The organism is Corynebacterium sp. (assembly GCF_043426755.1).
Lineage (GTDB): Bacteria > Actinomycetota > Actinomycetes > Mycobacteriales > Mycobacteriaceae > Corynebacterium.
In genome coordinates, this window is the sequence record NZ_JBHWRP010000087.1 from 26,016 (window position 1) to 52,155 (window position 26,140).

30 protein-coding genes are annotated in these 26,140 nt (G+C 59.7%); 11 read left to right on the forward strand and 19 right to left on the reverse strand.

Features of this window, described 5'->3' with window-relative positions; translation table 11 throughout:
• Positions 1–41: 41 nt before the first annotated feature.
• Both ACHFGA_RS08655 and rsmI read right to left on the reverse strand, forming a co-directional pair.
• Positions 42–1,754: a BCCT family transporter gene (locus ACHFGA_RS08655; RefSeq protein WP_394282037.1), complete on the reverse strand. Its 1,713-nt coding sequence runs from the start codon at positions 1,752–1,754 to the stop codon at positions 42–44.
• 282 nt (positions 1,755–2,036) lie between these two features.
• Positions 2,037–2,891: a 16S rRNA (cytidine(1402)-2'-O)-methyltransferase gene (rsmI, locus tag ACHFGA_RS08660; RefSeq protein ID WP_394281991.1), complete on the reverse strand. Its 855-nt coding sequence runs from the start codon at positions 2,889–2,891 to the stop codon at positions 2,037–2,039.
• A gap of 77 nt (positions 2,892–2,968) precedes the next feature.
• Here rsmI and ACHFGA_RS08665 point away from each other — a divergent pair, with 77 nt between their 5' ends.
• Positions 2,969–4,561: a dolichyl-phosphate-mannose--protein mannosyltransferase gene (locus ACHFGA_RS08665; RefSeq protein WP_394281992.1), complete on the forward strand. Its 1,593-nt coding sequence runs from the start codon at positions 2,969–2,971 to the stop codon at positions 4,559–4,561.
• Between the two features lie 29 nt (positions 4,562–4,590).
• Here the strand turns inward: ACHFGA_RS08665 and ACHFGA_RS08670 are convergent, their stop codons facing one another.
• Both ACHFGA_RS08670 and ACHFGA_RS08675 read right to left on the reverse strand, forming a co-directional pair.
• Entirely contained in the window at positions 4,591–5,286 is a 696-nt protein-coding gene (locus tag ACHFGA_RS08670) for a zf-HC2 domain-containing protein (protein ID WP_394281993.1), read from the reverse strand.
• Positions 5,279–5,686, reverse strand: a complete 408-nt coding sequence (locus ACHFGA_RS08675; protein WP_394281994.1) for a DoxX family protein — start codon at positions 5,684–5,686, stop codon at positions 5,279–5,281. Before ACHFGA_RS08675 ends, ACHFGA_RS08670 begins: the two co-directional genes overlap by 8 nt.
• 52 nt (positions 5,687–5,738) lie before the next feature.
• On the opposite strand from ACHFGA_RS08675, the gene ACHFGA_RS08680 reads away from it, so the two are divergent.
• Both ACHFGA_RS08680 and ACHFGA_RS08685 read left to right on the forward strand, forming a co-directional pair.
• Positions 5,739–6,227 carry a methylated-DNA--[protein]-cysteine S-methyltransferase gene (locus tag ACHFGA_RS08680; protein WP_394281995.1) on the forward strand — a complete coding sequence of 163 codons (489 nt, stop codon included), beginning with the start codon at positions 5,739–5,741 and terminating at the stop codon, positions 6,225–6,227.
• Positions 6,228–6,233: 6 nt separating this feature from the next.
• Complete coding sequence (locus tag ACHFGA_RS08685) at positions 6,234–6,845, forward strand: DNA-3-methyladenine glycosylase I (protein ID WP_394281996.1); 612 nt, start codon at positions 6,234–6,236, stop codon at positions 6,843–6,845.
• A 10-nt stretch (positions 6,846–6,855) separates the two neighbouring features.
• Here the strand turns inward: ACHFGA_RS08685 and glpR are convergent, their stop codons facing one another.
• The 4 genes from glpR to ACHFGA_RS08705 all read right to left on the reverse strand — a co-directional run bounded on the left by glpR (position 6,856) and on the right by ACHFGA_RS08705 (position 11,065).
• The gene (gene glpR / locus ACHFGA_RS08690) at positions 6,856–7,989 is read right to left on the reverse strand and encodes a gephyrin-like molybdotransferase receptor GlpR (RefSeq protein ID WP_394281997.1); all 1,134 of its coding nucleotides are present in this window, start codon (positions 7,987–7,989) and stop codon (positions 6,856–6,858) included.
• Between the two features lie 104 nt (positions 7,990–8,093).
• A complete protein-coding gene (locus ACHFGA_RS08695; RefSeq protein WP_394281998.1) occupies positions 8,094–8,795 on the reverse strand; it encodes a GNAT family N-acetyltransferase in 702 nt (233 codons plus the stop codon).
• A 19-nt stretch (positions 8,796–8,814) separates the two neighbouring features.
• Positions 8,815–10,089 carry a gephyrin-like molybdotransferase Glp gene (gene glp / locus ACHFGA_RS08700; RefSeq protein WP_394281999.1) on the reverse strand — a complete coding sequence of 425 codons (1,275 nt, stop codon included), beginning with the start codon at positions 10,087–10,089 and terminating at the stop codon, positions 8,815–8,817.
• A gap of 37 nt (positions 10,090–10,126) precedes the next feature.
• Positions 10,127–11,065, reverse strand: a complete 939-nt coding sequence (locus ACHFGA_RS08705; protein WP_394282000.1) for a UTP--glucose-1-phosphate uridylyltransferase — start codon at positions 11,063–11,065, stop codon at positions 10,127–10,129.
• A gap of 61 nt (positions 11,066–11,126) precedes the next feature.
• On the opposite strand from ACHFGA_RS08705, the gene ACHFGA_RS08710 reads away from it, so the two are divergent.
• The 3 genes from ACHFGA_RS08710 to mscL all read left to right on the forward strand — a co-directional run bounded on the left by ACHFGA_RS08710 (position 11,127) and on the right by mscL (position 13,005).
• Positions 11,127–11,723 (forward strand): 5-formyltetrahydrofolate cyclo-ligase, encoded by a 597-nt coding sequence (locus tag ACHFGA_RS08710; protein WP_394282001.1) that lies wholly within the window; start codon positions 11,127–11,129, stop codon positions 11,721–11,723.
• Positions 11,724–11,778: 55 nt separating this feature from the next.
• Positions 11,779–12,453, forward strand: coding sequence for an SAF domain-containing protein (locus ACHFGA_RS08715; RefSeq protein ID WP_394282002.1), 675 nt, complete (start codon positions 11,779–11,781; stop codon positions 12,451–12,453).
• Between the two features lie 96 nt (positions 12,454–12,549).
• On the forward strand, positions 12,550–13,005 hold the full coding sequence (gene mscL, locus ACHFGA_RS08720) for a large-conductance mechanosensitive channel protein MscL (RefSeq protein ID WP_394282003.1): 456 nt from the start codon (positions 12,550–12,552) through the stop codon (positions 13,003–13,005).
• A gap of 353 nt (positions 13,006–13,358) precedes the next feature.
• Here the strand turns inward: mscL and ACHFGA_RS08725 are convergent, their stop codons facing one another.
• The 6 genes from ACHFGA_RS08725 to ACHFGA_RS08750 form a co-directional block, all read right to left on the reverse strand.
• Positions 13,359–13,922 carry a molybdenum cofactor biosynthesis protein B gene (locus ACHFGA_RS08725; RefSeq protein WP_394282004.1) on the reverse strand — a complete coding sequence of 188 codons (564 nt, stop codon included), beginning with the start codon at positions 13,920–13,922 and terminating at the stop codon, positions 13,359–13,361.
• A 58-nt stretch (positions 13,923–13,980) separates the two neighbouring features.
• Entirely contained in the window at positions 13,981–15,063 is a 1,083-nt protein-coding gene (locus tag ACHFGA_RS08730; protein ID WP_394282005.1) for a S1C family serine protease, read from the reverse strand.
• Between the two features lie 332 nt (positions 15,064–15,395).
• Positions 15,396–16,826, reverse strand: coding sequence for a sensor histidine kinase (locus ACHFGA_RS08735; RefSeq protein ID WP_394282006.1), 1,431 nt, complete (start codon positions 16,824–16,826; stop codon positions 15,396–15,398).
• Positions 16,823–17,518 carry a response regulator transcription factor gene (locus tag ACHFGA_RS08740; protein WP_394282007.1) on the reverse strand — a complete coding sequence of 232 codons (696 nt, stop codon included), beginning with the start codon at positions 17,516–17,518 and terminating at the stop codon, positions 16,823–16,825. The genes ACHFGA_RS08735 and ACHFGA_RS08740 overlap by 4 nt, the downstream gene beginning before the upstream one ends.
• A gap of 240 nt (positions 17,519–17,758) precedes the next feature.
• Positions 17,759–17,932: a 50S ribosomal protein L32 gene (gene rpmF, locus ACHFGA_RS08745; RefSeq protein WP_018581100.1), complete on the reverse strand. Its 174-nt coding sequence runs from the start codon at positions 17,930–17,932 to the stop codon at positions 17,759–17,761.
• Positions 17,933–17,977: 45 nt separating this feature from the next.
• The gene (locus tag ACHFGA_RS08750; RefSeq protein ID WP_092258679.1) at positions 17,978–18,247 is read right to left on the reverse strand and encodes a type B 50S ribosomal protein L31; all 270 of its coding nucleotides are present in this window, start codon (positions 18,245–18,247) and stop codon (positions 17,978–17,980) included.
• A 450-nt stretch (positions 18,248–18,697) separates the two neighbouring features.
• Between ACHFGA_RS08750 and rpmB the strand changes: the two genes are divergently transcribed.
• The 4 genes from rpmB to rpsR are packed head-to-tail and all read left to right on the forward strand — an operon-like array spanning position 18,698 to position 19,675.
• Positions 18,698–18,934 carry a 50S ribosomal protein L28 gene (gene rpmB / locus ACHFGA_RS08755; RefSeq protein WP_018581098.1) on the forward strand — a complete coding sequence of 79 codons (237 nt, stop codon included), beginning with the start codon at positions 18,698–18,700 and terminating at the stop codon, positions 18,932–18,934.
• A 3-nt stretch (positions 18,935–18,937) separates the two neighbouring features.
• On the forward strand, positions 18,938–19,102 hold the full coding sequence (rpmG, locus tag ACHFGA_RS08760; RefSeq protein ID WP_018581097.1) for a 50S ribosomal protein L33: 165 nt from the start codon (positions 18,938–18,940) through the stop codon (positions 19,100–19,102).
• 3 nt (positions 19,103–19,105) lie between these two features.
• Positions 19,106–19,411: a 30S ribosomal protein S14 gene (rpsN, locus tag ACHFGA_RS08765; RefSeq protein WP_394282008.1), complete on the forward strand. Its 306-nt coding sequence runs from the start codon at positions 19,106–19,108 to the stop codon at positions 19,409–19,411.
• Positions 19,412–19,429: 18 nt separating this feature from the next.
• Complete coding sequence (gene rpsR, locus ACHFGA_RS08770) at positions 19,430–19,675, forward strand: 30S ribosomal protein S18 (protein WP_394282009.1); 246 nt, start codon at positions 19,430–19,432, stop codon at positions 19,673–19,675.
• 94 nt (positions 19,676–19,769) lie between these two features.
• On the opposite strand, the gene ACHFGA_RS08775 is transcribed toward rpsR, so the two are convergent.
• The 5 genes from ACHFGA_RS08775 to ACHFGA_RS08795 all read right to left on the reverse strand — a co-directional run bounded on the left by ACHFGA_RS08775 (position 19,770) and on the right by ACHFGA_RS08795 (position 25,103).
• Complete coding sequence (locus ACHFGA_RS08775) at positions 19,770–20,672, reverse strand: hypothetical protein (protein ID WP_394282010.1); 903 nt, start codon at positions 20,670–20,672, stop codon at positions 19,770–19,772.
• Entirely contained in the window at positions 20,669–21,367 is a 699-nt protein-coding gene (locus ACHFGA_RS08780; protein WP_394282011.1) for a hypothetical protein, read from the reverse strand. The genes ACHFGA_RS08775 and ACHFGA_RS08780 overlap by 4 nt, the downstream gene beginning before the upstream one ends.
• Positions 21,368–21,462: 95 nt before the next feature.
• Positions 21,463–23,016, reverse strand: coding sequence for a bifunctional phosphoribosylaminoimidazolecarboxamide formyltransferase/IMP cyclohydrolase (gene purH / locus ACHFGA_RS08785; protein ID WP_394282012.1), 1,554 nt, complete (start codon positions 23,014–23,016; stop codon positions 21,463–21,465).
• A 4-nt stretch (positions 23,017–23,020) separates the two neighbouring features.
• Complete coding sequence (gene purN / locus ACHFGA_RS08790) at positions 23,021–23,608, reverse strand: phosphoribosylglycinamide formyltransferase (protein WP_394282013.1); 588 nt, start codon at positions 23,606–23,608, stop codon at positions 23,021–23,023.
• A 10-nt stretch (positions 23,609–23,618) separates the two neighbouring features.
• Positions 23,619–25,103 (reverse strand): DUF6350 family protein, encoded by a 1,485-nt coding sequence (locus ACHFGA_RS08795; RefSeq protein WP_394282014.1) that lies wholly within the window; start codon positions 25,101–25,103, stop codon positions 23,619–23,621.
• 237 nt (positions 25,104–25,340) lie between these two features.
• Between ACHFGA_RS08795 and ACHFGA_RS08800 the strand changes: the two genes are divergently transcribed.
• Positions 25,341–26,087, forward strand: a complete 747-nt coding sequence (locus tag ACHFGA_RS08800) for a M23 family metallopeptidase (protein ID WP_394282015.1) — start codon at positions 25,341–25,343, stop codon at positions 26,085–26,087.
• Positions 26,088–26,140: the final 53 nt, after the last annotated feature.

The window sequence follows — 26,140 nt, forward strand, 5'->3', positions numbered from 1 at the left end:
TCTTTCTTTTTCGTGGGGCATCTCATGTTATTTAATGCCGCCTAGCGCTTCTGCGCACGGTTTTTACGTGCAGCTTTCTCCTTCATGTGCTGCTCATGGCGTGCGGCCAGCTCTTCACGCCGCTGGAGATCACGCACCGCCCGACGCTCACGGGCCAACTTGGTCGCAAACATTTGCTGGTCCTGATAGTCCTGGTAAATCAAGTCCTTGCGCATGTCCATCAGGGTGGACACCATCAGGCCAAGCATGATCACAATGAACGGGCTAGTGGCCACGATGGTCACGTTTTGTAGATTGCTCAGTGAGTCAGAGCTAGGCAGCAGCAAGATCAGCGCTACCACAGCAGTGAGCAGACCCCACAATGCGCTGAGTAGTGGGCTCGCGTCGGAACGCCCGTTCTGGCTCATGGACCCCATCACCGTCGCTGCAGAGTCCGCCGAGGTGACGAAGAAGGTGCCAAGCAGCACCACAGCAAGAACGGCGAAAATAGTCCCACCAGGCAGCTCATAGAGCAGGTTGAACAGCATGTTCTCGGCAGAGCCATCGCCCCACACGGACCGGCCCTGCTGTTCAAACACGATGGCAGTGCCACCCATGATGGAGAACCACACCACCGACACCGCGGAAGGCACGACCAGCACACCAAGGCAGAATTCGCGCACGGTGCGGCCACGAGAAATACGCGCAAGGAACATGCCGACGAATGGTGACCAGGAGGACCACCACACCCAATAGAAGATGGTCCAACCACTGAGCCACTCCCCCGCTGTGCCGTCGGCGCTCATCGCGTTGCGGCCGGCCATTTCGAAGAACTGATCAAAGTAGGCAGCAAATGAACCGGGGATCAGGTTGAGAATCGACACGGTCGGTCCGACGACGAAGACGAAGATGGCCAGGATTGCCGCCAAGATGATATTGAAGTTCGACAAGTACTGGATACCTTTACCCACGCCCGAAATAGCGGATGCCAAGAAGGCGATAGTGAGTACACCGATGATGGCGACCAGCAACCAGTTGGTGGTTTCGTCGACAAGCCCGATGGCCTGCAACCCAGCGCTGATCTGCATAGAGCCCACGCCCAAGGATGCTGCGGTGCCGAAAATCGTGGCGAACACCGCGAACATGTCGATCAGTCGGCCCGGCCAACCGTTGGCCGCGCGCTGCCCGATTAACGGGACGAACACGCTGGACAATAGTTGCTTGCGCCCCAACCGGTAGGTCGAGTACCCAATGGCTAAGCCCACAATGCCGTATAGGGCCCATGGGTGCAGCGTCCAGTGGAACATGGCGTTGGCCATAGCCGCGCCCACCTCGTTCGGCTCGCGCCCAGGCACGCCTTCACGGTAGAAGCTCAGCGGTTCCAGCGCGCCGTAGAACATCAGACCGATGCCCATGCCGGCCGCAAACATCATGGCAATCCATGAAATGGTGCGGAACTCGGGGCGTTCATCGTCGCCACCCAGCCGGATCCCGCCGAAGCGTGAGATAGACACACCAAGGATGAACACCACATACAAGGTGCCACACAGCACGAACGCCCAGCCGAAATTATTCAGCAAAAACTCCATCGAGCTCGATGCGAACGTGGCGAACTGGTCCTGAGCCAGTAGGCCCCAGAGCACCACCGCAGCGACGAGGGCGACCACGGGGATGACAATCCACCAGTTGATCGGTGCGCTCTTGTTCTCAAATTCCAGAACGGGGCGCTGCTCTGAGAAGTCCAAGTCTGCGCCGGACTGTTGGGTTTCCAGCATGTCCACCAGCTCTTCGGTGGCCGTGCGGTTTTCCAATTGTTCGTCGACGGTGAGGTATTCCTCCTCGGCATAAGGGCCGGAGTACACCTCTGATTCTTTCTTTTCTTGATTGGTCACGGTGCAAGCGTAGAGAAACCTGTGTGCGAACCCATCATGGTCAGCGGCTCTTCAGCGGCCTTGAGACCTAGAATTCTCTTTTCGACGAGAAGGAAAGTCCAGATGAACAAACGAATATTCAACTACACAACGATCAGGTAACAACTCCCGCGAAAGTGGCTCAGATTACTCCTTGGGACGCGCGGCCAACGCCTCGTCGTAAAGCTCACTGACCTTCACGCCATGCGCGTGCGCAATCTCCTTCGCCGCATCCTTCAAACGCGTGCCACGAGCTTCCAGCGCAAGAACCTGGGCGACCAAGTCTGCCGGCTCGGCGCTCGCTCCCTCCCCGCCTTCGATCACCACCGTGATCTCGCCGCGCACGCCCTCCTGCGACCACTGCGCCAGCTCCGGCAGCGTGCCGCGGCGCACTTCCTCATAAGTCTTCGTCAGCTCACGGCACACGGCCGCGCGACGCTGATCCCCCAGCACCTCCGCCGCATGTTCCAGAGTGGCGGCAAGCCGGTGCGGTGACTCGAAGAAACACACAGCCCGCCGCTCGGCGATAAGGGATTCCAACCACGTCTGGCGGGCACCATGCTTGCGCGGGGCGAAGCCATCGAAGATGAAGTGGCCCACGTTCAAACCCGACAGCGCCAACGCCGTCGGCACCGCGGACGGCCCCGGAAAACAGGTCACGGGCACCCCGGCATCGTGGGCGGCAGCGACCAGCGAATGGCCCGGATCAGACACCACAGGCATGCCTGCGTCAGAAACGACCAGGACTAACGACGAGCGACCCGCCGCAATGAGCTCGTCGACACGCTTGTCCTCATTGTGATCAAAATTGGATACCACCCGGCCCTGCATCTCCACGCCCAGCGCCGCCGCGAGCGAACGCACTCGGCGCGTGTCCTCTGCCGCGACTACCGCTGCACGCTCGAGGGCGGCGACAAGGCGCGGGGAGGCATCATCGACATTGCCTAGCGGGGTTGCCGCGATCACGATGCCGTGGGAGGGAAGTTCAACCGAGGTATCCATGTAGCCCAGCTTTCCACACTGCGCCGGGTTTCAGCACGTTGCACGCAATGTCGGGACCACCGGCTAGTATTTAGCGCGTGAGTAGCACCGTCCGCGCATCGTCCGCCCGCCCCCAGGGCAGTGGGGCCATTGCCACGCCACGCCCCGGCACTCCGATCACGGTTCCGTGGTCGCGCTCTGACACGTGGGCGACGCTGTCTGTGGCGGTCCTTGCGCTGGTGACTCGGTTTCTTGGGTTGAACTCAACCACCGCCAGCGGGACACCGATCTTCGACGAGAAACACTACGTGCCGCAAGCCTGGGACATGGTGCGCAGCTGGTTTAACCCAGTGCTCGGCGGTATCGAGGTCAACCCCGGCTACGGGCTGGTTGTCCACCCGCCGCTGGGGAAGGAACTGCTCGCATTGGGCGAGATGCTTTTCGGATACACCCCGCTGGGCTGGCGTTTCATGACCGCGCTCAGCGGCACCGCCGTCGTCGTTTTCACCATGCTGCTCGCGCGCCGGTTGACCCAGTCGTGGCAGGTCGGACTCTTCGCCGGCCTGATCGCCGTCTGTGATGGTGTCCTGCTGGTCACCTCTAAGTTCGGCATGCTCGATATCTTCCAGGTCCTCTTCATCATCGCAGCATCCTGGACCTTGGCCGGAGACATGCGCCAGGTGCACACGCGTTTCGACGAGGCGTTCCACGACGGTCGCTTCATCGAAGCAGGGCCTTTCGGCCCGCGAGTGGGTTTCCGGTGGTGGCGCTTTGCCACTGGTGTGCTGCTGGGGCTCGCGCTGTCCGTGAAGTGGTCCGGCCTGTACTACATCGCCTTTTTCGGCCTACTCAGCGTGTTTTGGGACCTCTACCTGCGTCATCGCTACGGGGCGCGCCGGCCAGTCGTCGGAACGCTGATTCGCGATGTGCCAGCCGCGCTCGCCTCGATCGTTCTGGTCCCTGCACTGCTGTATATCTGGTCCTGGCGCGCGTGGTTCGCCTCAGAGACATCTGTGTACCGGCATGCGGCCAGCGACGGAACAATCCCGGATGACTCGCCTCTGCATTTGCTTCCGGATGCCTGGGCGGGATGGTTCCACTACCACTTTTCCGTGCTGGAATTTCACTCCGAGCTCACGAGCTCGGGTGGGCACTCGCACCCGTGGGACTCGAAGCCGTGGTCCTGGCTGGTCGCGGCACGGCCCATTTTGTACTTCTCGTCGACGGACATTTCGTGTGGCGATACCACCTGCCGTCGGATGATCTTCTTGTTCGGCACCCCGGCCATTTGGTGGCTCACCGTCCCCGTGTTGCTCTGGGCAGTCTGGGTGTGGGTGATCCGCCGCGAACTGCGCGTGATCCTGCCACTGGTTGCGTTTGCTGCAGGTTTCGTTCCGTGGCTGATCGCTTTCGATCGCCAGATGTACTTCTTCTACGCCACCGGGCTTGTGCCGTTCACGATCGTGCTGATCGCTATGGCGTTGGGCTACATGACGCGGCGCGGCAAGGTCATCCAGCTGCCCTGGGTCCGACAGATCGCTGGAATGCCGTTGAGGTGGGGGCACCTCGCGGTGGTCACATATCTCGCCGTGGTGGCGGGAATGTTCCTCTACTTCTCCCCCATCCTGTACGGCTACATGATCCCCGAATCCATCTACCAGCAGATCATGTGGTTGCCGAGCTGGCAGTAACGTCCCGGGTACGGCACGTTGGCCAACGTTTATGTCGGTTGGGCGTTCAAACTGTGCCACATGCGCCTGAACTCGTTGCCACGGTCCGCGAACCACGTGGCACCGAGCAGCACACAACTGATAAATAGGGAGCCCATTTCGCCCCAGTTCTCGGCGGTGCCCAACACGAGGTAGTCGCGCACCGCGAAACCCAGCGTGAAAGCGAAGACAGTTCCGGCGATCATGGTGACCCCCGGGATTTGTGAAGGCTTCCACGCGCACAGGAACAGCGCCAACGCAAAGCCGAAACGCGCACTGGCAGCTTGAAGCAACAGTGCCCCAGTTTGCGGGTCTGCGCCCACGTCCAAAGCCACATCGGCGCTAGTCGTTCCCAGCAGCGGGCCCGATTGTGCCACGGTCAACATCGCCCACACCAGGAATAGCGCGCCCATGACGACCAGCCCGATCCGACCGATCGACAACATCACCTGCCGGCGGCGCGCAAACCGACGCCACTCCGGTTCCACCCCTGCCAGTATGGAGTCGCTGAGGTCTTTCGGAGGGGCCATTCCCCCATCAACATCTACAAACGCAAGAGTGCGGGACAGCGACAATGCTTTATCCCAGTAGGCCTTGCAGTCCTCGCAGCTTGCCAGGTGTGCGTCGATCACCGCATCGTCGAGACCGGTGGGTTCGCCGTCGATACGCGCCGACAGCGCCTGCTGGATCTGTACGTGATCAACCACGGTTCAGCACCTCGTCCAAGCTGATGCGTCCAGCACCAAACACGACGATCACCAGCAAAGTCACCACCAATACCAGCGGATACTCCACACCGCCATCATGGACGAAAAACCCTTGGTCCAAATGGACAAAGTAGGCCGCAGCAGCCACAAGCAAGGCCAAAATTCCTGCCATGAGCGTGGTCAGCAGCCCAATCAACAGCAGCGCCCCAGCAATCAATTCGACAGAGCCCGTCAGATACGCCGACAGTTTCGGCTGTGGGATCCCCCGGCGCGCAAAATCTGCTGCGACCGCGCCCATGCCTTCGATAAACCAGTGTTGATAACCGCGCGCAACAAAGACCACTCCCAGTGCGATGCGCACCAAAAGGAGTGTGATGTCACGAAGCACGGGCCCATTCATGCTTGTTAGACTACCTGTTCCCCGTCCCATCCTCATTCACAAGGACACGGTTGTGTTGATCTGGCATTCCTTCGACTCCCCCATCGGCCCGCTCTCGTTGGGGGCGACCGACCGCGGTTTGGCTCGCGTGGCGTTCGCTTCGGACGACCCGCCCGCGCCCAGCACGGCAACGGGTGCCACCAGCGAGGTGTTGGGCGCGGCCTGTTCCTGGCTGGAGGCCTACTTCGACGGGGCCATCTTGCCTGTGACTTTTCCGCTTGACCTTAACGACGACACCTTTACCCAGCGTGCCCAATGGGCGCTTGCCACAATCCCTGCGGGTGAAACGCGCAGCTACCTCTGGCTGGCTGCCGCGGCCGGCTCCCCCAACGCGGTGCGCGCCGCGGGTACAGCCTGCGCCACTAATCCCCTTCCCCTTGTTCTGCCGTGTCACCGGGTGGTGCGCGCCGACGGCACGATGGGGAACTACCGTGGCGGGCACGAGGCGAAAGCGTGGCTTTTGACGCACGAACGGAACCTTTCGCCGTCCGGAGGAGTCTAAGAGGGTATGAACGAAACAAACACAGATTTAGTCATCGGCGCCGACGGAAAAGCACGACCACAGTGGGCCACCACAAATGAGTTGTTACGCACCTACTACGACACCGAATGGGGCATGCCCGTACGCGACGAACAGGGCGTGTATGAACGCCTATGCCTCGAAGGTTTCCAAGCCGGCCTTTCCTGGCAGCTGGTCTTGCGCAAACGCGACGCGCTGCGCGAGTACTTCCATGGTTTCGATCCGGACCAAGTTGCAGAGATGGATAGCATCGAGCCGGCGCTTAACGACGAACGCCTGATCCGTAACCGGCTCAAACTCAGCGCGGTGATCACGAATGCTCGGGCGACCATCGCGCTGCGCGATGATCCAGAGGTAGACGGAGACTTGGCGGACTTCATCTGGTCTTTCCAGCCCGCCACGACCCCGCGGCCACGAACCATTGATGAGGTGCCCACCCAGTCCGAGGAATCCCACGCCATGGCAAAAGCGCTGAAAAAGAAAGGCTTCAAGTTCGTTGGCCCCACCACGTGCTTTGCGCTCATGGAGGCGCTGGGAATCGTCGACACGCACCTGATCGGTTCGTGGCGGCGTGGCTCTTCCGGAGTGTGGGAGGACTAGCTTCCGGAAGCTAGCTCACACGGCGCTGTGGGGGCTGGGGCGCGGGCGACGGGGAATCGTCATCATCCTGCTGCGCCCGAGCGTATGTCACTGGTAGGTGATCGAAGTCGGGAGAATCATCATCCATCTCGACGATGATCGCACCAGGCCGGCGCAGCTCCGGCGGCACCGGGGCCTCCTTATCAGAGGAACGCACACCCATCCGGGCACGACGCAGCTGACGCACCCTGCGGGCCCGCAACTCCTGCTCCTGACGCACCAGGTTCCGCAGAGCGACCAAGTACCAAGCGATCAACGCTGCGACAACCACTGGTGCTGTCCACGCCCATCCGCCGACGATGAGGGCGAAAACAACACCGACGATCAGCGCGGCGCACAGCCCAATAAAGGTCCGCTGGCGACGCTGGTAGCGAGTCACACTGTGAGTTTTATCGGCCACCGGGTCCCAGCTGCCACGGCCACGGCGCGACGCGGCAAACTCGATTTCTTCTTCGGTCAGCTCGACGTCGTCTTCTTCATGGTCGTCATAGGTTTCGTCAGCCGCTGGCTCGGAGCTGTCCTCAGGCTCATCGGCGGCCTCATCGACCATCGAAATAACGGTCGATCCCGACTGCTCGTAGCTCTTGGAAGCTTCGTAGCCTAGGTCCTCCGGACTGAGGTAGGATTCGTGCGTTTCGTAGGTGTCCTCTTCCTCGTCGGTGCCTTCACCGTTCTCGAGGAGGAGGTTCATGCTGTAAGAGACGCCTTCGCTTTCGTCGGCGACCTCGTCGTCAGCGATGTCTTCATCTTCGTTGTCTCCGGCGACAGCGTCGCCATCGACTACTACTTCTCCGTCGACGGTGTCCGGCTTGCTCGCTAGGTCGTCGATAAGCACGGTTGAACCGGAAGCCTCGTCCTCGTGCTCCGCATCGACGATTTCAAGATCACGAGTGTCATCCTCGTCGTCGTAACGCACGTCAGCGCGAGTGAGCTTCGGGCGACGGCGCGGCTGCACTGGCTCGGTCCCGCCTTGGTGCAGCACACGAGTCTCATCATAAGCCTCACCGGAACGACGGATCGGCTTGCTATTTCCGCCGAAAACCAACGGTGCAAGCACAAACAACCACACGACGACGATGAGGACGATCATCAGACTGCCGGACATGATCGCGCCACCTTCCCATTTGAAAACACTTTCTCAAGATTTCAGGCTATCCGCAGAAACTAATCGAGCCACGTGCCACGCCGAACAAAAAACTAGGAATCACCTTAAGAATCCGGCAAAACTCTGCCTGCTTCGATGAGCCGGGCAATGGCAGATTCGGGATGGTCATCAACATTCTGCGCCACGAAATGGTGATCCTGCCAGCGTCCGTCAATGTGTAGATTTCCCTTCAAAAACCCCTCGGAACGGTAGCCGACCAACTCCAGCACTCGGCCGGAAGCCGGGTTATCCGGCAAAAAGGTTGCCGTCAACCGATGCAGGCCCACCCGCGAAAAACCATGATCCGTGCCTAGCGCACAGGCCGCGGTGGCCACCCCCTGCCCCATGTGCGGTGAGGCCACCCAGTAACCGATCCACGCCTCTCCGATCGAGCCGTGCTGAATATTACCGATGGTGACCTGGCCGGCGAACTCGCCATTCAGTTCGATCACGAACGGAACCACCACACCCTTGGTTGCCCACCCGCGCAAGTTACTGAAATTGGTTCGCCACGCCTCCGCATTATGCGCGGTATCCCACCGGCCGGCCACCGTCGGCTCAACGGGACGGAGCCATTGCTCGTCGAGAATGCGCAGCTGGCTCCACACAGCCCCATCCGAGGACAGCAACGGGCGCAGCCGAAGACGCGCACCGCTGGGAAGCCGAACTACGCGGGTCGCTTCTGGCCACCCCGGATGAATGGGATGGCGCGACCCGGTCGCGGGGGTCACGAAACGTCGGGACGCAAAGCCGAAAAAATCAAACATGCTGTCGCAGACTCACCAGTTAGGACCGCTGTTGCATGAACAGCACGTCAACGACATCCCCGGGACGAACCTCTGTGACATCTTCTGGAATGCGGATCATGGCGTTCGATTCAGCAAGCCCGGCCAGCAGGTGCTCCCCACCACCCCGCGTGCCGACGAGCCCCTCGACCAAGTAGTCGCGAGTTTCCGCGTCGCGCATCAACCGTGCACGAACATAACCACGCCGTCCACGCACAGAAGAAATATGGCCCAAGGCGCGGGCCTGCACGGAACGTCGCTGTGGGACTCGCTTTCCCAACGAGGTGCGAATCGCAGGCCGCACGATCACATCGAAGACGACAAGGGAGCTCACCGGGTTTGAGGGCAGCAGGAAAACCGGAACGCGGTCTTCACCCAACAGCCCGAAACCTTGAGTTGATCCGGGGTGCATGGCCACGCGCGTGGTGTCAATCTCCCCAAGCTCCGCCAAGACTTCCTGGACGGCCTCGGCACCCGAGCCACCAACCGCGCCTGCGATCACGACGAACTCGCTGCGCGAGACTTCGTTGGCGATCAGCTCACGGAGACGCCGCGGCTCTGCGTTGGCGATACCCACGCGGTGCACATCCGCCCCCGCTTCCTTTGCCGCGGCAGCCAGCGAGTAAGAGTTGATGTCGAAGACTTGGCCAAGGCCTGGGTCACGGTCGATATCGACGAGCTCTAGGCCAAAGGACATGATGGTCACGCGTGGACGCGGATATACCAGCACCTTGTCGCGCCCAGCTGCGGCGAGCAACCCGATCTGCGCCGGGCCAAGCACCACACCGGAGGACACTGCGACATCACCAGGCTGAATGTCGGCGCCTTCCTTCCGAATGAAATCGCCCGAGCTCACGGGGTGATGTGCAGTCATGCGTTTGCGTCCACGATCCGACCACTCCAGCGGCAACACGGCATCTGCCAGAGTAGGGATTGGGGCACCGGTGGCAACACGCACCGCTTGGCGGGGCTGCAAACGCAAAGGTTTTTGTGATCCCGCGGCGACCTCCCCGACTACAGGGAAAGAGCGCTCAGCTAAAGGAGTGTCGTCGCGCTCCCCTTTTTGGCTGCTGCCGAGGCCCCGTGTGCCGCCGACATCTACGGAGCGGACCGCATAGCCGTCCACCGCAGCCTGGGCAAAGCCCGGCACCGTACGGGTGGCTACGACCTCTTCGGCGCACATCAGCCCGAGGGCATCAGTGATACCGATCCGGACGGGCTCAGGAGTCGGGGCGGCATCCACCACCATTGCTAGTTGATCGTCGACACTGCGCACAACAACTCCTCCCTTCCGTGCACCAGACTAGCGATTCCTAGCGATTTTCCGCCTCAAAATCGGCCATAATCTGCTTAACCGCCCTGTAAATCGCCGGCCCATACTCGGGATGGCGAATACCGAAATCAACATTTGCCGGGATATAACCAGCCGGGTCGCCCAAGTCGTGGCGCTTACCCTCATGGATCACGATGTGTACGGGATGACCTTCTTGGATCATCAGCTCAATGGCGTCGGTCAGCTGTAGCTCGCCACCCTTGCCAGGGGTAATTCGTCGCAATGCATCGAAAATCCCACGGTCGAGCAGGTAACGCCCCGCCGCGACCAGCGTCGATGGCGCATCCGCAGGGTCCGGCTTTTCCACCATGCCGCGTACAGATTTCACGCGCGCGGCCGGCAGCGAAGAATCTCCATCAATCTCTTCGACGTCAAAAACGCCGTAGTTGAACACTTCCTCGCGCGAGACGTTGAACGCGCACAGGACGCTGCCGCCCAGCTCCGCGCGCACCTGTGCCATCTTGCCCATCACATCAGTTGGGAGCACAATATCGTCGGGCAGCATGACGGCAACAACATCCTCGTCGTCGTCAAGCACCGACTCCGCCAAACCCACCGCGTGCCCCAAGCCCAAAGGCTTGTCCTGGGTAACCGCAACGGCGTTGATCAGGGAATGAGCTCGCGCAACCTTCTTCACCTGCTCATCTTTACCGCGGCCGGACAAGGTGGAGCAAAGCTCCTCGAATGGCGCGAAGTGGCGCATGACCTCGCTCTTTGCCGGTGCGGTAATGACTGCGAGTCGCTGTGCGCCCAGCTCCGCGGCCTCTTCAGCGATCAATTCGATACCTGGCGTATCGACGACCGGCAAAAGTTCTTTAGGCACCGTCTTTGTGGCAGGGAGGAACCGCGTGCCCATGCCTGCTGCTGGCACAACTACGGTTTTCACTCCTTGGGAGAGTTTGTCGTTCGGCTTCCGCATAACGGCCAAGTCTACCCCGCCTCTCTACCAAAACCGGAGACCACCCCTCTATGGTTGTGTTATGCCTGAGATTCAGAAGCGGAAAGACGAGATTCGCGCTCGCTTGCGCGCTGCCCGCAGCGCGATGATCGCTACGCGTCAAGAAAAAAGGCGCGCTGACGCCTCCATCGTGGCCTATGCGGCCGCCTATGTCCGCGCGTTGAAGAATCCCCATCCGCGCGTCGCCGCCTACTCGCCGCTTCCCGACGAGCCCGGCAACGATTTCCTCCTCACCGCCCTAGCATCACAAGCCGCATCCATCTTGCTGCCGATTTCTCTGGACAACGGCGAGTTGGAGTGGGCAACTTACCGTGGCCAATCGGACCTCGAATCGGGGGCCCTGGGCATCTGGCAGCCCACCGGTCCACGCTTCGGAAACGAGGCCTTAGCTTCGTGTGATGCTGTTTTCCTCCCCGCCCTGGCCATCGACACCGCGGGTAACCGCCTCGGCAAAGGCGCAGGTTATTATGACCGCGCACTCACCGCTATCGCGGGGCACGTGCCGCTGATCGCCTTGGTCTACGATCACGAGCTGATCGACGAGATGCCCTTTAATGACCTCGACGTTCCCGTCGACCTGGTCATCACACCTTCCGGCGTGAAAGAGCTTCACCGCTAACACCCTTTTCTCAATGTGCGGGAACCGCGACGGCGCATACGCAGTCTAAAAGAGTATGGATGACATTCTTAGCCGCTTTTCCCAGACCCGCTCAGCCCTTACAACACCTGGTTACCGCCGCGCCCACACACTGCGCCGTCTCGTTGCGGCAGCGTTGTGCGGTGCCGCCTTGATCAGCGGGGTGTCGTCGTTACGCGCGACGGACCCGGCGATCGTTACGTTTAGCGCCAATGTTCCGGCCGGAACGGTGCTTGCCGACGAGCACCTGCAGCTGACCCACCTGCCCGCCAGCGCGGTTCCTGCTCAATCCACGACTGATCTAGATGATGTCGTCGGAAAGGTGGCGGCGGCACACGGCTCGCCTGGACAACCGGTAGCTCTCAATCAGCTCCTCGGTGAGGAACTCACGGCAGCCTATGTGGGGGTAGACACATTAGAGGGTGAAAGTGTGACGATGACCATGGTTCCGGTACAGCTTGCGGAACCTGATATCATCCCGCTACTGCACCCTGGGGACGAAGTCAGCGTCATATCGGCAGCGGACGATGGACCCCAGCCAAAGGTCATCGCGGCAGGTGGGAGGGTCATTCTTGCCGGCGCATCTGATGGTTCCGCGACAGACTCGGTACTGATCTTAATGAAAGAAACCGATGCACACGCGGTCGCCTCTGCGTCTCTCAACCTTCCTCTCACAGTAGTCTTGACAGGTGAGCGAGCGATGCGCGAATAGCTTGGGCTACGCCACGGTTGTAAAGTGCTACCGGTAACTGATACACCAGAATGATTTTTACTACGCCATCACTGGCGCAATAGCAAGGAGAGCATCATGCTGCAAGGCTTCAAAGAATTTATCATGCGTGGCAACGTCGTCGAGTTGGCTGTCGGCGTGGTCATCGGTGCCGCGTTCACCGGTATCGTCACCGCGTTCTCGGACAACCTGATCAACCCGCTGATCGCCGCGCTCGGCGGCGCAGATTTCTCCGGCCTAGGCTTCCACGTTATCCCAAATAACGAGGCCACCTTCTTGGACTTCGGCGCCGTGATCACCGCAGCGATCAACTTCTTGCTGATCGCCGCTGTCGTCTACTTCGTCATCGTCGCACCGATGAACAAGTTGAATGAGGCACAGGCACGCCGCAAGGGCATCGAAGAAGATGAGCCAGCACCAACCGATGTTGAGCTGCTCACCGAGATCCGCGATCTGCTGCAGGCACAGAACGGCACCACGGACGCCACCAGCAGCACCGGCAGCACGAGCACTCGTCCGACCGATACCGTCTAGTTAGGCACTCGCTAAAGCGAGCACGAAGGCGATAGAGCCGGCCCGAAGCATTTTCCTGCTTCGGGCCGGCTCTTTTCACTGGCACCTCAACCGCCGTGATGGGGAGGGCGCTCATTTCGATAGAATTCTTCACCCAGCAATGTGTCAGAGCTGGATTCGTCGTCAAGCTCCACGGTACGAACTTCATCGCTACTCGACGCCACTTGGGTGCCGGGGGCATCCATAGACCGGTCGTAATCACCTGCGGGTGACTTCTTGACGACCCGCCGCCCCCGCTTACGCGGACCTAGTGTCCCAGAAGAATCGGACGATTCAGTCACTGCACTTCCCTACTTTTGCTTTCAGCGCGCAGGCTACTGGACGCTGTACTTGTTCAATTCGCTGAGGAGATGCAACACCAGCGGAGTCGCGGTGGCGATGCCATCACGGACAGCCTTACGCGAGGCCGCGAGGTTCAGCACTACGGTACTGCCGGACACTCCACAGATTCCGCGCGAGGTAGTTGCGTCCACCGCACCGACTAATTGGCCTGAGTTACGCACCGCTTGGCCGACACCTGGCACCAACTGGTCGATAACGCTGCGAGTTGCCTCCGGTGCCTTGTCGCGCGGGCCGACGCCTGTGCCACCGACGGTGAGCACCAAGTCCACTCCTCCGACGACGGCGGTTTCAATGGACTTGCGGATATCCGACTTCTTCGACCTCACGTTGACAACACCATCGACCTGGAATCCCGCTTCGGTGAGCAACCCGAAGACGAGGTCGCCTGTCCCATCATCGCCTTCGTCGTACTTGTGGTCCGAAATCAACACGACCAGAGCGCGGCGGACGCGGGGCAAATCATCTTCGAGGTCGGCGGCCCTCAAGTAGGCATCATCCGGCTCCACAAACTCCAGCGCATCGAGGGTCTTACTCACGGCTTCTCCTTTAGCAAAAGGTTTATAGGCAGACTCTTATTTAAGGTCTACTGGTAATTTACTCGGAACTAAGAGTTACCTCTACCTCTCGGGTCTCATCCGAGTCTCGGGGGTGGACCAGGAGGGTAACGGTATCACCAAAGCCCTCCGAGCGCGTCGCTGCGATTAAGGCATCCGCAGTATCGATTTGGCGGTCATTCATCTGCACGATCACGTCGCCTTCCTGGATACCTGCCTCGGCCGCGGGACTGCCCTCGGGGACACCGACGACGAGTGCGCCGTCCACCGGGTTACGACTATCAACCTGCACACCCAACATTGGGTGGGTTACCTCCCCCTCCTGCATTAGCTGGTCTGCCACTCGCTTCGCAAAGTTCGACGGGATAGCAAAGCCCAAACCGATTGATCCTGCTGAATCCGAACCAGTGGCCAGGGAGGCGATGACCGAGTTCATCCCGATCAGATTGCCATTCATATCCACCAGCGGTCCGCCGGAATTACCCGGGTTAATGGCAGCGTCCGTCTGAATCGCGTCGATCAGCGAGCTTTCACCACCACCCTGAGCGGCACGTACTGGTCGATTCAGGGCGGACACAATACCGCTGGTCACCGTGGCCGACAATCCGAGCGGCGAACCGACAGCGACCACCTCTTGGCCAACTGATAACTCATCTGAATCGCCGAACTGCAGCACCGGCAGCCCCTCGACGCCGCGGATCTTGATCACCGCAATATCGGTGTTAACGTCCGAAGCGACGTAGTCGGCCGGATGCTTTTCACCGTTGTTCAGAGTGACTTGGATTGCGCTGTCGCGCCCCTCCGGGACCGACACGACATGGTGGTTGGTCAGCACGTATCCATCCGAGGAAATGATGGAGCCTGATCCGTCGGCCACGCCAATCTCTGACGCCACTTGAATCGACACCACAGCAGGAAGTACTTGCTCTGCTACCTGCTCGACAGACCCTTCTGGGGCTGGATCAGGCGAAGAAACGCTGGGATTTTGCAGGCTGTTATATGTTTCAGCGCTGCCAGAGTTGCCCAGTTTACCGCCCACGTAGCCAGCGCCACCACCGACGAGAAGAGAGATGATCGACGCCAAAGCGATTGCGGTACCAACCCCCAGCCCCTTCTTCTGCATCGCTGGCTGCTGGTCTGCTTGTGGGACGGGCTGTGTGTAGGCTCCCGATCCTTGAGGGGAACCAAAGCCCTGGCTCTGAGAATAACTTTGTGTGCCCTGATTACCGCTGCCGGAGTTCGGCGCTCCATAGGGATAGTGCGGGGTCCCAGAAGGCTGTGGCTGGGGAGTTTCACCGCTTCCGGAGTTTTGTCCAAACTGTCCGAACTGCGGGTCTCGATTATCAGGGTTGTTCATAAGCGGTAATTATGCACCTTCGCACTGTGGAATTACTTGTTCTGTACAAATACAACGCGTAGCACTAACTGAATGTTCCCTGTTTGCCCTGAGCTGGGTTATCCACCCGGCTTGCCTGGGAATACTACGCGGAAGCGCGCACCCCCGTCGTCGGATTCTTCGACGTCGATGTTGGCACCGTGGCGATCAAAAACCTGCTTACTAATCGACAGTCCAAGCCCAGAGCCCGGCATTGCTCGGGACTCAGCAGACCGGTAGAAGCGCTCGAACACTTTCTCCCGCTCCTCCTCCGGGATTCCCGGGCCGGAATCGTCGATCAGCAACACGGCATTGCGTCTCCCAGCCTTCAGGGAAATACGTACGGTGCCTCCTTTCGGAGACCATTTTCCCGCGTTATCCATAAGGTTGAGCGTTGCCCGCGACAAGGCGTGGCTGTCGCCTTCGATGATCCAGGGATCGGCGTGAAATTGGAAGTCCACATCCATACGGCGGCGGCGCACGCGCTCCAGCGAGTTCTCCAGCACGTCGTCTAACTCGACTGGTTCGAAAGCGTTGTCAGGCGACTCCTCCCGGGCTAAGTCAACCAAGTCGCCGATCAGCGTGGACATTTCTTCCATCTGAGCCAGCACGTCGCGCTCGAGGTCCCGGCGGTCCTCCTCTGAAATCTGATCCTGCTGGCCACTGCGGTAGAGCATCATCAGCAGCTCAATATTGGTGCGCATTGAGGTCAACGGAGTCTTCAACTCGTGGCCCGCGTCGGCGACCAGCCGCGCTTGACGCACACGAGATTCCTGCAAAGCCCCCAGCATCTCATTGAAGGATTCGGTCAGCTGCGCCAACTCGTCGTTGCCTGCCACCTCAATGGGCTTGAGATCGTCGGTACGCGTCACGTAATTCACCGCACGCTGTAACCTTGTCAACGGGCGCAAGCCAGCGGTCGCTACCACCATGCCCACGGCGATTGCCAGCAAGATGCCCAAGCCAGCGATGACCAGAAGGACGGCCCCTAGCGCACCGATCAAGTCCTGCGTCGGCTCCATATCTTGGGCGAGCACGACGGTCGCGCCAGCCGCGTTGCGCTTGGTCAGGATGCGCTCATTGCCTACGGTGCGAACGGAGGTTTCCTCACCGTTACCGGAGCTACTAAAGTCGCCGCCGACCGGAATGGTATCGCCGACAAAAAGCTGCCACGCCGGAGGAGACACCGAGATGCGGATATCTGGGTTGTACGTCTTGAACCGGTCAACCTCGTGGCGAAGATTATTTTGATAGAGCGGATCAAAGGTGCGCGTGATTAGCGAGGAAGCTTTGTCATCAAGGTCTTGGTCCACCGAGGCCGTCAAGGATTCGGACATTGTCCAGTAGGTCACGGTGGTCATAGCACCCACGGCAATGGCCACCATCACCGCGGTCATCAGCGCAAGCTGCCACCGCAGTGAGGTACCTTTGCCAAAAAGGGTGAGACTACCGAGGTCGGTAGGACTACCTACGCGGTAGTCCTCGCCCCCGGCAGGCTGTCGCAGGATCACGGAGCGGTATCCCGCAGAACGTATCCAACGCCGCGCACAGTGTGAATCAGCCGGGATTCGTCGCCAGCCTCCGTTTTGCGGCGAAGATAGCCAATATAAACCTCGAGCGCATTACCCGACGTCGGGAAGTCATAACCCCACACCTCTTCCAGAATTGTCTGGCGCGATAGCACGCGGCGTGGGTTCTGCATTAGCAGCTGCAGCAGCGCAAACTCGGTTCGCGTCAGCGAAATGGAGCGGTCACCTCGGCGCACGTCGCGGGTCTCTGGGTTCAGGGAGAGGTCCTCGAACACCAGCTCCCCTTCACCTTTACCGTTATTGTTGGAATCGGCCACTGTACGACGCAGCAGGGAGCGCACGCGGGCCAGCAACTCCTCCAGCGCGAAGGGTTTCGGTAGGTAATCGTCGGCACCTGCGTCTAGGCCAGCAACGCGGTCAGATACGCCGTCACGCGCGGTCAGGATCAGGATTGGCAGGTCATAGCCCGACGAGCGCAGGGTGCGACAGACACCGAGTCCATCGAGTTTCGGCATCATCACGTCGAGCACGATGAGGTCGGGTTCCTCCCGTTTGATCGCAACGAGTGCCTCTTCCCCATCCTCTGCAAGGCTGACATCATAGCCATTAAAACGTAGGGACCGCCGCAATGATTCGCGGACGGCATGCTCGTCGTCGACTACTAAAACTTTCATGACTCTATTATGACCTACCGATCTGACAAAAGTTGGAATCTGCGTGGAGTCAGTTTCCGTTTCAACTCCACAGTCACTCTATCCTGCAGTTCTCTAAGAAGTTAGACGGGGGCCTGTTCTCTCGTCGTGTGCATTTAATTCGACCTAAAGGAATAAGGCGACCCCCGACTGTGCCGGGGGTCGCCTAAAAGTTGTTGAAAGCCTAGCACAGAAGCGCCTGGCTTCACGTCCTAGCGCTCTTTAGAACTGCTCGACGTCGATCAGGCCCTGCTGCGCTGCCTTGACCAGGCGGCGTGGGATACGAACGGTCTGGCCGTCGATCTTCACTTCCTGCAGCTCGACCTTGTCAGCTTTCCACTGGGAGCGACGCATGCGGGTGTTCGCGCGCGACATCTTAAACTTTGGGGTTGCCATTGTGTGCTTTCCTCCTTCGACCTATTAATCGGCGACGACGTCGCCCTACTCTGCGGACTTCTTCTTGCGACGAGCCATGCCGCCGAAACGCTTGTTGAACTTCTCAACACGGCCAGCAGTGTCCATGACACGCTGTGCGCCGGTCCAGAATGGGTGAGACTCACTGGTCACGTCTACGACGATCAGTGGGTACTCTGCGCCTTCATATTCAACGGTGCGGTCGGAGGTAGCGGTGGAGCGAGTCAGGAACTGGAAGCCAGTACCTGCGTCCTGGAACACTACCGGGTGGTAATCCGGGTGGATATCCTTCTTCATCTTGATTCGTTTCCCTCAGGTTTGAGACTACGGGTCGGTTCGCCGGCACTAAAAAGGCCGAGGATCGTGCCCGAGTTGGGTGCGAAAATGTACTCTTATCCTGCACGGATCGACGCTTAACGACGATTCCTTGCGGACAACTCGACTCATCTTACAGGTCAAGGCCACTTTTCTGAAATCATCACGCATCAATTTTGCCGCCGCCGCCCTATGCCCATTGTTTTCATCTATTTTTGGAAGCAACCTGGCGATTAGGAATTATGGGAGCAAACGGGTAGTGTTGTGTCTCGCTGTTGTCGAAGTACACGTTTACGCCCCGTCAACCGGCACCCCGTGACGCCCTTGGGCCCAGGCCAACCTCACTTTCCGGCCTATCCTCACTTGTCCAAGCGCGGTGTTACATCAAAGGGGAGGCCATGTCGTGGGCGGCAAGGAGAAAGAAGCACACCCATGTCGGCTATTTGCCAGGTCACGGGACGGAAGCCGCAGTTCGGCAAGACCGTCTCGCACTCGCACCGCCGCCACTCGCGCCGTTGGAACCCCAACGTGCAGCGTAAGCGGTTTTACCTGCCCTCCGAGGGCCGTACCATCACTTTGAACGTTTCTACTAAGGGTCTGAAGATCATCGACCGCGACGGCATTGAGTCTGTCGTGGCCGCGATCCGCGCCCGTGGGGAGAAGATCTAACAGATGGCACGTAATGATATCCGCCCGATCATCAAGCTGAAGAGCACTGCGGGCACCGGTTACACCTACGTAACCCGTAAGAACAAGCGCAACAATCCGGATCGCATCACTTTGAAGAAGTACGATCCAGTAGCGAAGAAGCACGTCGAATTCCGCGAGGAGCGATAATTTATGGCTAAGAAGTCTATGATCGCTAAGAATGAGAAGCGCAAGGAGATCGTCGCTCGTTACGCTGAGCGTCGCGCTGAGCTCAAGGCAATCATCAAGAACCCCAACACCTCTGATGAGGACCGCTTGGATGCACAGTTCGAACTGAACAAGCAGCCACGCGACGCCTCCCCAGTCCGTGTTCGCAACCGTGACTCCCGTGACGGCCGTCCACGCGGTTACCTGCGTAAGTTCGGTTTGTCTCGTGTCCGTATGCGTGGCATGGCTCACCGCGGTGAGCTGCCAGGCGTTCGTAAGTCCTCGTGGTAAAAGGGAGAGTGTCTCTACATGAAGCGTAATAATCGCAAGCCACGGGTTGAGCAGTCCCGTCGCCCAAAGAAGAACCCGCTCAAGGCTGAGGGCATCGAGAAGGTGGACTACAAGGACATCAAGACCCTTCGTCTGTTCATCTCCGATCGTCACAAGATCCGCTCGCGTCGCGTCACCGGCCTGACGCCACAGCAGCAGCGCCAGGTCGCTACCGCTGTGAAGAACGCCCGCGAAATGGCTCTCCTGCCGTTCACCAGCCGCTAAGCACGGTTGTTCGGACGATAGCAGCATAGAGTTCGAGAAAGCGCCCGCCCACACAATGTGGACGGGCGCTTTTCACATTCCTAGAACCAGTTCCCTACTGGCACGCCGCCAACGGTAGCTCATGGGCAATCGTCGATACGCCATGTGCTAACTCATTTGCCATCGCCTGTGCGGTGGCATAGGAGCCGTCAGATGGTGAAGCCGTCAACGCGATAGCAACATCCCCCTGAGGGGTGGAAAAGCGGCCGAACTGGCGGATATCGTACAGCCCAGAGGTATCAGGGCCCCAACCGCCCTTGAAGCGCGCCCCCGGCAGCTGGCCAATCCCGTAGGACTGCTCGGCCACGACCTGGCCCATCAAATCCAACACCGGCTGCGCACCATCGACACAGGCCAGGTTCGCTGCAAATCGCGCCTGCTGGCTAGGCGACCACGATGTCTGACCGAAAGTCGACACCCCGGGGCGGGTTGGAACCGCATTGACTGAGATTGGGGCTTCCGCCTCTGCCAACACTGCCTCCACTAGCGGCGGGGTCACAGAATTCCACAACACCTCCGCCGCTGCATTGTCAGAGGATTGAATAGCTGCAGCCGCGGTGGGCGCGAGGGATGGATCCTGGCGCAGGGCCGCGATGGCGATCGGTACCTTGATCGTTGACCACGCTGGCAAGGCTGCATCGTCTCCCCCGATCAGTTCATTCGTGCCATCAGACACCGCGACAGAAGCGTTGCCACCGTAGCGGGCGATCACCTCGTCGACGATGTTTTGTAGTGGGAGTGAAGCGGGCTCTGCAGCAGGAGGCGGTGAAGGCTCAGGTGGGACTGTGGTCGTGGACGTCAGCGTTACCGTTCCGTCCAGTGGCCCACCTGGGCCGGCGTCACCACCGGCCGAGTCTTTGGGCGCATCGACATCACCGATCGTGCACGCTGATCCCAGCGCGAGGACGAGAACGAGGCCAGTGGATGTCAGTAGTGGCCGACCAGGCTTGAGGTTCATCGCGAAATATGGACGAGTGCGTTGTTACCGCCCGCGCAGGCAACGTACGAACCGTAGTCAGCGCAGGACATCGTATATGTCACGCCGGTGACCGGACTATAGGCTGAAATTGTTCCGCTGGTCCTGCCTGTGCGGTCAACATGTTCCCGGAAAGCATCGCCCACAGAGCGGGCAAATGGGTCACTTGTTTCCGCAGTAGCCGCGTATTGCGTGGGGTAGTCCGAACCCCGCGGCCGGTCCGGCTCTGGGCTGCGCTGCGAACGAGAAAACGTCGTGGTCGGCTCCTGGCGCTCGCTACTGGACTCGCGGGTTTCTGAATCCCGTTCACTACTGCTTTCCGACGAAGACTCCGAAGAGGTTTCGGTGACCAATTGCACAGTCGTTTCTGGGCCCGAAGCGGAGCGCCCACCAAAAAGCCCGAAGCTCCAGGCGGCAAGACCAGCAACGGCAAGCAGGAGGAGCACGATCGCAACGACCAACCCCACGATCAGGCCGGTATTGCGGGAGCCTGACTGCGCAGCAGATGCTTGGTCGTACATCGGGTGCTGCGGTGGCGGCCCACCGTACTCAGAGGAATTCTGCCAGCTATTCGGGCTCTCCCCCCCCCAGTTATAGCTTCCCTGCTGCTGCGGGAAATGCTGCTTCGGTTTGTCTTGACCTGGGTTGGTATCCCCATCGGAACCGCGGTACGTCATGCCTCATCCCCTAGATTTACGTATCAAGTTAGGGATTTACTCTAGCATGGCGATCGTCTCGTGCGGCCCGACGAAGCTGGCGATCTCACTAATATTTAGTGCGCGAAGTGGCGAGTACCGGTGAGATACATGGTCACGCCCGCCTCCTTGGCGGCAGCAATGACTTCTTCATCACGAATGGAGCCACCTGGCTGCACCACGGCGGTGATTCCTGCGTCGGCAAGCACCTGGAAACCATCGGCGAACGGGAAGAACGCATCCGACGCGGCGACAGCACCGTTGGTCCGGTTACGTCCCTCGTCGAGAGTATTCGCACGTTCTACCGCAAGCTTTGCCGAATCGACGCGGTTGACCTGCCCCATGCCCACGCCCATCGTGGCGCCGTCGCGAGCAATGAGGATGGCGTTGGACTTAACGCAGCGGATTGCATTCCACGCGAACTGCAGGTCTGCCAAGATCTCCTCAGAGGCAGCCTCGCCTGAAACGAGCTCCCAGTTCGCAGCATCATCACCCTCAGCCTGGAGGAAGTCCCGTTCCTGGACCAACAGCCCACCGGAGATCTGCTTGAACTCATTGCCAGTGCGCGAAGGCGCCTCGGCCTCCAGCACGCGCAGGTTCTTCTTCTCCTGCAGGATCTCCAAAGCACCCGGCTCATAACTTGGGGCGATGATGACCTCAGTGAAGATTGGCTTGATCTGCTCGGCGAACTCTACGGTCACCTCACGGTTCGACGCGACCACGCCACCGTACGCGCTCATCGGGTCACACGCGTGCGCCTTCTTGTGCGCCTCTGCGATCGACTCATTTGAGACACCGATTCCACATGGGTTAGCGTGCTTGATGATGGCCACACACGCACGCTCATGGTCCCAGGCTGCGCGCCACGCAGCATCAGCATCCTGGTAGTTGTTGTAGCTCATCTCCTTGCCATTGTGCTGGGTAGCACCAGCCAGGCCAGTGCCCTCGGAGTAGAGCTTCGCCTCCTGGTGCGGGTTCTCTCCATAACGCAATGGGGTTGCGTCCTCGTAGGTAGCACCGAAGAAGTTATCGTCGTCAAGCTGCTCGCCCAACCATGCGGAGACCGCGACGTCGTAGCTTGCCGTGTGACGGAAGGCCTCGAGTGCCAAATGCTTCCGCTGCTCAAGATCGAATCCGCCACCCTTGACTGCGGAGATGACATCGTCGTAACGCTTCGGCGAGGTCACCACAGCCACGGACGGGTGGTTCTTTGCCGCCGCACGCACCATGGAAGGGCCGCCGATGTCGATCTGCTCAACGCACTCGTCATAGCTCGCGCCGGAGGCCACCGTCTCCGCAAACGGATACAGGTTGACGACGACCAGCTGAAATGGCTCTACCTCAAGATCAGCAAGCTGATCGAGGTGATCCTGTTTGCGTGTATCGGCCAGAATTCCAGCGTGGACGCGCGGGTGCAAAGTCTTCACACGCCCCTCAAGGCACTCTGGGAAGCCGGTGAGCTCCTCCACCTGGGTGACCTTCACGCCTGCGTCAGCGATGCGGGCTGCGGTCGAACCAGTGGAAACGATTTCCACACCAGCTTCCCCCAGCGCCTGCGCTAGCTCTTCAAGTCCGGTTTTGTCGTACACGCTGATCAGCGCGCGCTTGATTGGGGTGCAGTTGTTAGCCATGAAACTAGAAACTCAACTTTCCATCTGGAGTAGAAATCGACATTGAGCGTAGCACCTCAACAATCAGTGCACGCTCAACCACCTTGATCCGCTCATGCAAGCTCGCCTCATCATCACCTGGCAGAACCTCCACGGGCCGCTGCGCGATGATTTGGCCGGTATCCACGCCACTATCGACGAAATGCACTGTGGAACCGGTGACCTTCACGCCATAGGCCAACGCGTCGCGGACCGCATGAGCGCCCGGGAATGACGGCAGCAGCGCCGGGTGCGTATTAATTGTGCGTCCTTCAAACCGAGCCAGGAATTCGGCACCCAGGATCTTCATGAATCCGGCAGAGACCACCGCGTCCGGGTGCGCCTCGCTGACGGTGTCCGCCAGCTGCTGATTCCACTGTGCGCGATCCGGAAGCATGGGCACGCAGCGAGTGGCTATACCCGCGGCCTCCGCGCGCTCCAGCGCGGGACAGTCCTTGTCTGCAACGACAAGGACTATGCGATACGACGAATCTTGATTGTCAAGGATGGCCTGCAATAAGGTCCCACTCCCTGACACCAAGACGGCAACAGAATAAGGCTGCGGATTAGTCACGCGCCCAACATTAGTCCTTTGTTTCAGTCTCCGCGGAATCTTCCGGTTCAGGCTTATCGACGACCTCCTCCGGCTCGCCTGAGTCTTCAGATTCATCTGATTCTTCAGACTCTTCAGCGTCTTCATCGACTTCAGAGTCTTCTAGCCTCTCATCCTCTGAATCCTGCTCCGCAGGCTCCGGATCCTCAACTACGTCTGCTTCTACAGTTTCTTCTTCGGCTGGGGTGTGATCCTCTGGTGCGACCTCCTCGACACTTTCCTCAACGCCTTCCTCGACGCTGCGATTGCGCAGCACCGCAATCCCCCATGCGACTCCAGCAATCAGGCCAACCCATGCGGTTGCCAGAACCGCAATGAGCCAGTGGACAGGGCCGCTATAGCCGTACCCACCGAGTTGCCCCGAGGCGAAATAGACCGCGACAAGCGCCCACATCCCTGCAAAGACAGCGGTTGCAGCAACCATCTGGCCATCCCATGCGCGGGTGATTACGTAATGAACGACTACTGCAAATGGGATCAACAGCAGCACCGGCGCCCAGGCTTCCACTGTTCCGGGGATCGCCGCGAATAGTGGGAACACCGGAAGAGGGACCAGATCGATAGCAAACAGGCTCACGCTGCCTGCCCCGATCGACACCTGTCCGCCGAAGAGTACAGCAAGCGTTCCGACGATCGCGTTCGGAAGATAAAGCAGGCACACGACGACCAGTCCCACCACGCCGAGACCAGACAAGACCGGGTAGGCGGCCGCGAGCTCACCGAGTCGTTCATGCCCGGCGATGAACACAGCGAGGTACACGATGAGGGCTGTCGCAGAAAGCCGGAGCATGAGTTGATGGGCGCGGGTGGCGCCGTCGACAAGCACTTCAGCAAAACCGAATCGGCGGGCGAGCGCCTTCCATAGGGATGGGCCCATACCGATGATCAAGCCGATGAGATGGATGGCAACGGGGTGCAGGATTGTTAGGCCAACTGAGGGCGCCTCGAGGGGGAAAACTTTTGCCGCATCCCAGACCATAAACCAGGCAATCCCAGACAATGTGAGAGGAATCACAATTATGGCCCCGAGGATGGTGGCGAGGTCAAGAATGCTCACCTTATTTTTGACAGCCCGATTCACACTCGAAGCGATCAGAGCGATCACGCCGAGCGCCGGAACTAGCGGCAAGACACCGAGTGTCACACCTTGGAAACTCACCGGCACCAGATGGGCGACAAACCATACTTCAGCGATTGCAGCTGGCAAGGCGGCGAAAGTTTCTCCGGCGAAAAGGACGCAGGCGAATGCCACCACGATTACCGCAAGGACCAGCACCAAGTTAGGGATTCCGATGACGGTGAGAAACCGTCGGAGGCGCTGCTGCGCAGTCACGTTTTCGGGATCCTGAGGCGGGGTCGGCGACGCAACATTTGCGCGGGGACGACGCACGCCGGAGCGAACCGAAGTCGGCGCCTTGCGGGAGGGCCTGGACCGAGGACTAGACTTGTTACTCATCCTGTCCCAGTGTTCCATGAACGCTTCGAGACAGAGCCGAAAGACACGGAGCGATCACCCTAGGACACGATTTGATAACGAATGTAACGCCGGCTTAATTCGACACAATTAATTCTTTTCGCGAAAATGGGTTGCCGGTCCCCCGCCGACTCGCTATTGTTATCACTCGGCAGATAACAAGATGGTTACGATCTCGATACAGAACGGATCGTAAACAGTTTTGGAAAAAGAGGATTCATGCTTAACACGACTACCCGCGCGGGACGCACCGGTGGAAAGCACCGTAAGCAAACCCCTAACAAGGGCCGCGTAGCACTCGTTGCAGTAGCAACTGGCGCGATCTCCACTGCTGGCGCCGGCGGCGCAGCTGCCGCCAACTTGCAGGCATCACACCAGAGCACTCCTCGAGAGGCTAACGTTGATTACACGCTGGCCAATGACAGCGACGTGATCGAGCAGACTGACACTACAGTCGAAGAGGCTCCACAGATCCTCGCAATCTCCGAATACAAGCCCACCGCGAACCTGGATGAGCAGCTGGGGAAGGCTGTTCAGTACTCCACCGAACTCGCTGAGGCAGACCAGGCAATGCGTGGCCCGGCAGTGGTCAAGCCTGCTGAAGGCGCATTCACCTCCGGGTTCGGCCCACGCTGGGGCACCATGCATAACGGCATTGACATCGCCAACCTGGTGGGCACCCCCATCCTGGCAGTCATGGACGGCACCGTGATCGACTCCGGTCCGGCTCAGGGCTACGGCCAGTGGATCCGCATCCAGCACGACGACGGCTCCATCTCCGTCTACGGGCACATGGAGACCTTGGACGTTGCCGTGGGCGAGGCCGTCATCGCAGGCCAGAAGATTGCCGGCATGGGCAACCGCGGCTTCTCCACCGGCTCCCACCTCCACTTCGAGATCCACCCAGCAGGCCAGGGCCCGATTGATCCTCAGCCGTGGCTGGCACAGCGTGGCATCAGCCTCTAACTTTTTCTGTCGAATCACCCGCTTCGCAGCGTTGCTGCGGGGCGGGTTTTTCG

Bases quoted from the DNA above. Each gene is read 5' to 3' on its own strand.
- ACHFGA_RS08740 (WP_394282007.1), bottom strand. From the start codon at position 17,518: ATGAAAGTTTTAGTAGTCGACGACGAGCATGCCGTCCGCGAATCATTG.
- ACHFGA_RS08715 (WP_394282002.1), top strand. From the start codon at position 11,779: ATGGATGACATTCTTAGCCGCTTTTCCCAGACCCGCTCAGCCCTTACA.
- mscL (WP_394282003.1), top strand. From the start codon at position 12,550: ATGCTGCAAGGCTTCAAAGAATTTATCATGCGTGGCAACGTCGTCGAG.
- ACHFGA_RS08675 (WP_394281994.1), bottom strand. From the start codon at position 5,686: ATGAATGGGCCCGTGCTTCGTGACATCACACTCCTTTTGGTGCGCATC.
- rpsR (WP_394282009.1), top strand. From the start codon at position 19,430: ATGAAGCGTAATAATCGCAAGCCACGGGTTGAGCAGTCCCGTCGCCCA.
- glpR (WP_394281997.1), bottom strand. From the start codon at position 7,989: ATGTCCGGCAGTCTGATGATCGTCCTCATCGTCGTCGTGTGGTTGTTT.
- rpsN (WP_394282008.1), top strand. From the start codon at position 19,106: ATGGCTAAGAAGTCTATGATCGCTAAGAATGAGAAGCGCAAGGAGATC.
- ACHFGA_RS08750 (WP_092258679.1), bottom strand. From the start codon at position 18,247: ATGAAGAAGGATATCCACCCGGATTACCACCCGGTAGTGTTCCAGGAC.
- rsmI (WP_394281991.1), bottom strand. From the start codon at position 2,891: ATGGATACCTCGGTTGAACTTCCCTCCCACGGCATCGTGATCGCGGCA.
- ACHFGA_RS08775 (WP_394282010.1), bottom strand. From the start codon at position 20,672: ATGAACCTCAAGCCTGGTCGGCCACTACTGACATCCACTGGCCTCGTT.
- ACHFGA_RS08655 (WP_394282037.1), bottom strand. From the start codon at position 1,754: ATGCTGGAAACCCAACAGTCCGGCGCAGACTTGGACTTCTCAGAGCAG.
- ACHFGA_RS08795 (WP_394282014.1), bottom strand. From the start codon at position 25,103: ATGAGTAACAAGTCTAGTCCTCGGTCCAGGCCCTCCCGCAAGGCGCCG.
- ACHFGA_RS08780 (WP_394282011.1), bottom strand. From the start codon at position 21,367: ATGACGTACCGCGGTTCCGATGGGGATACCAACCCAGGTCAAGACAAA.
- rpmB (WP_018581098.1), top strand. From the start codon at position 18,698: ATGTCGGCTATTTGCCAGGTCACGGGACGGAAGCCGCAGTTCGGCAAG.
- ACHFGA_RS08685 (WP_394281996.1), top strand. From the start codon at position 6,234: ATGAACGAAACAAACACAGATTTAGTCATCGGCGCCGACGGAAAAGCA.
- ACHFGA_RS08710 (WP_394282001.1), top strand. From the start codon at position 11,127: ATGCCTGAGATTCAGAAGCGGAAAGACGAGATTCGCGCTCGCTTGCGC.
- purH (WP_394282012.1), bottom strand. From the start codon at position 23,016: ATGGCTAACAACTGCACCCCAATCAAGCGCGCGCTGATCAGCGTGTAC.
- rpmF (WP_018581100.1), bottom strand. From the start codon at position 17,932: ATGGCAACCCCAAAGTTTAAGATGTCGCGCGCGAACACCCGCATGCGT.
- ACHFGA_RS08730 (WP_394282005.1), bottom strand. From the start codon at position 15,063: ATGCAGAAGAAGGGGCTGGGGGTTGGTACCGCAATCGCTTTGGCGTCG.
- ACHFGA_RS08695 (WP_394281998.1), bottom strand. From the start codon at position 8,795: ATGTTTGATTTTTTCGGCTTTGCGTCCCGACGTTTCGTGACCCCCGCG.
- rpmG (WP_018581097.1), top strand. From the start codon at position 18,938: ATGGCACGTAATGATATCCGCCCGATCATCAAGCTGAAGAGCACTGCG.
- ACHFGA_RS08705 (WP_394282000.1), bottom strand. From the start codon at position 11,065: ATGCGGAAGCCGAACGACAAACTCTCCCAAGGAGTGAAAACCGTAGTT.
- ACHFGA_RS08800 (WP_394282015.1), top strand. From the start codon at position 25,341: ATGCTTAACACGACTACCCGCGCGGGACGCACCGGTGGAAAGCACCGT.